Here is a 3,961-nt window from a genome sequence, read left to right on the forward strand (position 1 = left end):
GGGCGGGGCCGCGGGGAACTGCGCGACCAGCCGCGAACGGCCCGCACGTTCAAGGGGGTCTGGGGGCGCAGCCCCCAGGAACGGTCACCCCACCGACGAGTACGCCACGACACCCCGCAGCAGACCGTCAACCGCCTTGCGCGCATTGCGCGCAACAGGGCTCCCCGCAGGGGCGGCGGCCGCAATCTGCCCCAGCACATCGATCAGCTGCTTCGACCACCGCACGAAGTCGCCCGCCGGCATCTCGATCTCCCGCAGCACCTCGTCCAGCCCATGGCCGGAGGCCCACCGGTACGCGGCCCACGCGAAGCCCAGGTCCGGCTCGCGCTGGCCGACGCCCTCGGCCTGGTTGATCTTGTGCTGTTCCTCCAGGGCGTCCAGCCGGCCCCAGATGCGGACCATCTCCGCGAGCGCCTCCTTCGCGGCGCCCGACGGCAGCTTCGGGGCCACCGCCTCGTCCGCGGCCCGGGCCTCGTAGACCAACGCCGAGGCGCACGCGGCCAGTTCGGCCGGATCGAGACCTTCCCAGACGCCGTCGCGCAGGCACTCCGAGGCCAGCAGGTCCAGCTCGCCGTAGAGGCGGGCCAGCCGGCGGCCGTCCTCGGTCACCTCGTCGCCGTGCAGATAGCCGAGGTCGGTCAGGAGCGCGCAGATGCGGTCGAAGGTGCGGGCGATCGTGTTCGTCCGGCCCTCGATGCGCCGCTCCAGCTGGCGCGTGTCGCGCAGCAGCCGGTGGTAGCGCTCGGCCCAGCGGGCGTGGTCCTCGCGCTCGTCGCAGCCGTGGCAGGGGTGCGCCCGGATCGCGGTGCGCAGGCGCGCGATCTCGGTGTCGTCCACGGCGGCCGAGCGGGACTTGCGGTGCCGGTCCGGCTCGATGTGCCCGGCCTTCGTGCGCAGCGCGGAGGCCAGGTCGCGCCGGGACTGCGGGCTGCGCGGATTGAAGGACTTGGGGATGCGCATCCGCTCCAGCGGCTCGACCGGCACCGGGAAGTCGATCGGGGCCAGCCGCTTGACCTGCCGCTCGGCGGTGAGCACCAGCGGGCGCGGCCCCTCGTGGGGGTCGAAGCCGCGGTGCCGGTCCGTGCGGCCGGGGGCCGTGCCGGGGTCGAGCACGAGCGCCAGGCCGGCGAACTTGCCGGTGGGCACGTGGATGACGTCCCCGGGCTTGAGCCGCTCCAGCGCGGCCGCCGCCGCGGCCCGCCGCTGCACGGCGCCCTGCTTGGCCAGCTCCGTCTCGCGGTCCTTGAGCTCGCGGCGCAGCCGCGCGTACTCCTCGAAGTCGCCCAGGTGGCAGTCGATGGCCTCGCGGTACCCGGCCAGGCCCTCCTCGTTGCGCTGGACCTGGCGCGAGATGCCGACGACCGACTTGTCGGCCTGGAACTGGGCGAAGGAGGTCTCCAGCAGCTCTCGGGAGCGGTGCCGCCCGAACTGGGAGACCAGGTTGACCGCCATGTTGTACGACGGCTTGAAGCTGGATCTCAGCGGGTACGTGCGCGTGCCGGCCAGGCCCGCCAGGGCGGCCGGGTCCATGGCGCGCTGCCACAGCACGACCGCGTGGCCCTCGACGTCGATGCCGCGCCGCCCGGCGCGGCCGGTCAGCTGGGTGTACTCGCCGGGGGTGATGTCGGCGTGCTGCTCGCCGTTCCACTTGACGAGCTTCTCCAACACCACGGAGCGGGCGGGCATGTTGATGCCCAGCGCCAGCGTCTCGGTGGCGAACACGGCCTTGACCAGGCCCTTGACGAAGAGCTCCTCCACGACCTCCTTGAAGGTCGGCAGCATGCCCGCGTGGTGCGCGGCGATGCCCCGCTCCAGGCCCTCCAGCCACTCGAAGTAGCCCAGGACGTGCAGGTCCTCGTCGGGGATCGCGGCGCAGCGCTCCTCCACGATCGAGCGGACCCGGGCGCGCGCCGCGTCGTCGTTGAGCCGCAGGCCCGCGTAGAGGCACTGCTGGACGGCGGCCTCGCAGCCGGCCCGGCTGAAGATGAAGGTGATGGCGGGCAACAGGCCCTCGGCGTCGAGCCGTTCGATGACCTCGACCCGGCTGGGCGTCCAGATCCTGCTGCGCTGGCGGCGGTCGCGCTCGCGGTCGGCCTCGCGCAGGTTCCGCCCGCGGCGGCGGTCGCGGCCGCCCATGGGACGGCTGTTCTCCATACGGGCCAGGCGCACCAGGTCGGGGTTGACCTCGCGGCGGCCCGTGCCGGGGGCGCCGGCGCGGGCCTCCTTCTCCTCGAAGAGGTCGTACATCCGCCGCCCGGCCAGCACGTGCTGCCACAGCGGGACGGGCCGGTGCTCGGAGACGATCACCTCGGTGTCGCCGCGGACGGTGTCGAGCCAGTCGCCGAACTCCTCGGCGTTGGAGACGGTGGCGGAGAGGGAGACCAGGGTCACCGACTCCGGGAGGTGGATGATGACCTCCTCCCAGACGGCGCCGCGGAAGCGGTCGGAGAGGTAGTGCACCTCGTCCATGACCACATGGCCGAGGCCGATCAGCTCCGTCGAGCCGGCGTAGAGCATGTTGCGCAGCACCTCGGTGGTCATCACGACCACCGGGGCTTCGGCGTTGACGCTGTTGTCGCCGGTGAGCAGGCCGACCTTGCCGGCGCCGTAGCGCTTGACGAGGTCGCTGTACTTCTGGTTCGACAGCGCCTTGATGGGCGTGGTGTAGAAGCATTTGCGGCCCTGGGTGAGGGCCAGGTGGACGGCGAACTCGCCCACGATGGTCTTGCCCGAGCCGGTCGGGGCCGCGACCAGCACGCCCTTTCCGGCTTCCAGGGCCTTGCACGCCTCGATCTGGAAGGGATCCAGCTCGAAGTCGTACATCTCGCGGAACGGGGCAAGCGCAGTGGCCTGCTCGGCGGCGCGCTGCCTGGCCAGGGCGTAGCGCTCAGCAGGGGACATGTCGTCGGTCATCTTGCTACGAGCCTACCGGGCACGTATGACAGACACCTGATCTTTAACCGGCCGGGGGTCCGGGGGTTGCCCCCGGGGAACACAGCAACCGGCCGGGGGTCCGGGGGTTGCCCCCGGGGAACACAGCAAGGGCAGGGGTCTCAGCGTGCGGCTCCGAGCAGGCGCACGGCCCCCGGCACCGTCTCGGCGGTGAGCGGCAGCGGGCCCAGCGGTTCGCCGTCGGCGTAGCCGGTGATCCCGTCCGCCGCCAGGGTCACCCTGGCGGCCCGGTGGACGGTGACCACGGGGTGGCCGAGGTGGGTGCCGCGGTAGACCCGGGGGAAGACGGCGAGGAGGGTGGAGCGGCTGCAGGGGCCGACGACGGTGATGTCGAAGAGCCCGTCGTCCAGGCGGGCGCTGCCGCAGATGCGCATGCCGCCGCCGTAGGAGTCGGCGTTGCCGACCGCGACGAGGGTCGCCTCCAGCTGCTGCTCGGGGCCGTCGTCGAGGCGGATCCGGTACGGGATGGGCCGCAGGGCGGCCAGTTCGGCGATCATCGCGGCGTCGTAGCGCAGCCGCCCGGTGGGGAAGCGCAGCCGGTTGCCGCGGTCGTTGACGCGGGAGTCGAAGCCGGAGGCGAGGACGGTGCCGAACCAGGTGTCCCCGGCGCGGCCGAGATCGACGGGCCGGCCGCCGTCCTCCTTGAGCGAGCGGGCGAGGGCCCGTGCGGCGGCCGCCGGGTCGCGCACGGGCAGCCGGTTGGCGCGGGCGAAGTCGTTGCCGGTGCCGACGGCGACCACGCCGAGCGGGGTGGGGGTGCCGGCCACGGCCTGGAGGGCGAGCGAGACCATGCCGTCGCCGCCGACGGCGATCAGTGCGCCCGTCCCGCCCGCGACCGCCTCCCGCGCGCGGCGCAGCGCATCGGGGGCGTCGGTGCCCACGACGGTACGGACGTGGAACCCGGCGTCGCGGAGTCCAAGGGCGGCAACGTCTCCCTCACCAAGGAGGCCCCGGGCCTGACGGCCGTCACGGTCGGCCTCGGCTGGGACGTCCGCACCACCACGGGCAC

At 73.3% G+C, this 3,961-nt stretch carries 2 protein-coding genes and 1 pseudogene; 1 reads left to right on the forward strand and 2 read right to left on the reverse strand.

The genetic code is table 11. The features are described from left to right. Window positions 1–84 precede the first annotated feature (84 nt). Together ACWD4B_RS35355 and ACWD4B_RS35360 are read right to left on the reverse strand one after the other, a co-directional pair. Complete coding sequence (locus tag ACWD4B_RS35355) at window positions 85–2,913, reverse strand: DEAD/DEAH box helicase (RefSeq protein WP_451424616.1); 2,829 nt, start codon at window positions 2,911–2,913, stop codon at window positions 85–87. Between the two features lie 140 nt (window positions 2,914–3,053). After that, window positions 3,054–3,878, reverse strand: a pseudogene (locus ACWD4B_RS35360) (diacylglycerol kinase family protein); the annotation flags it as partial. Here ACWD4B_RS35360 and ACWD4B_RS35365 point away from each other — a divergent pair. After that, window positions 3,813–3,961 (forward strand): TerD family protein (locus ACWD4B_RS35365; RefSeq protein ID WP_451424617.1); only part of this gene is annotated, 149 nt, incomplete at its 3' end. The pseudogene ACWD4B_RS35360 and the gene ACWD4B_RS35365 overlap by 66 nt on opposite strands.

The organism is Streptomyces sp. NPDC002536 (assembly GCF_053594995.1).

Excerpts from the sequence above, each read along its gene's own strand:
- ACWD4B_RS35355 (WP_451424616.1), bottom strand. The coding sequence starts at position 2,913 with ATGACCGACGACATGTCCCCTGCTGAGCGCTACGCCCTGGCCAGGCAG.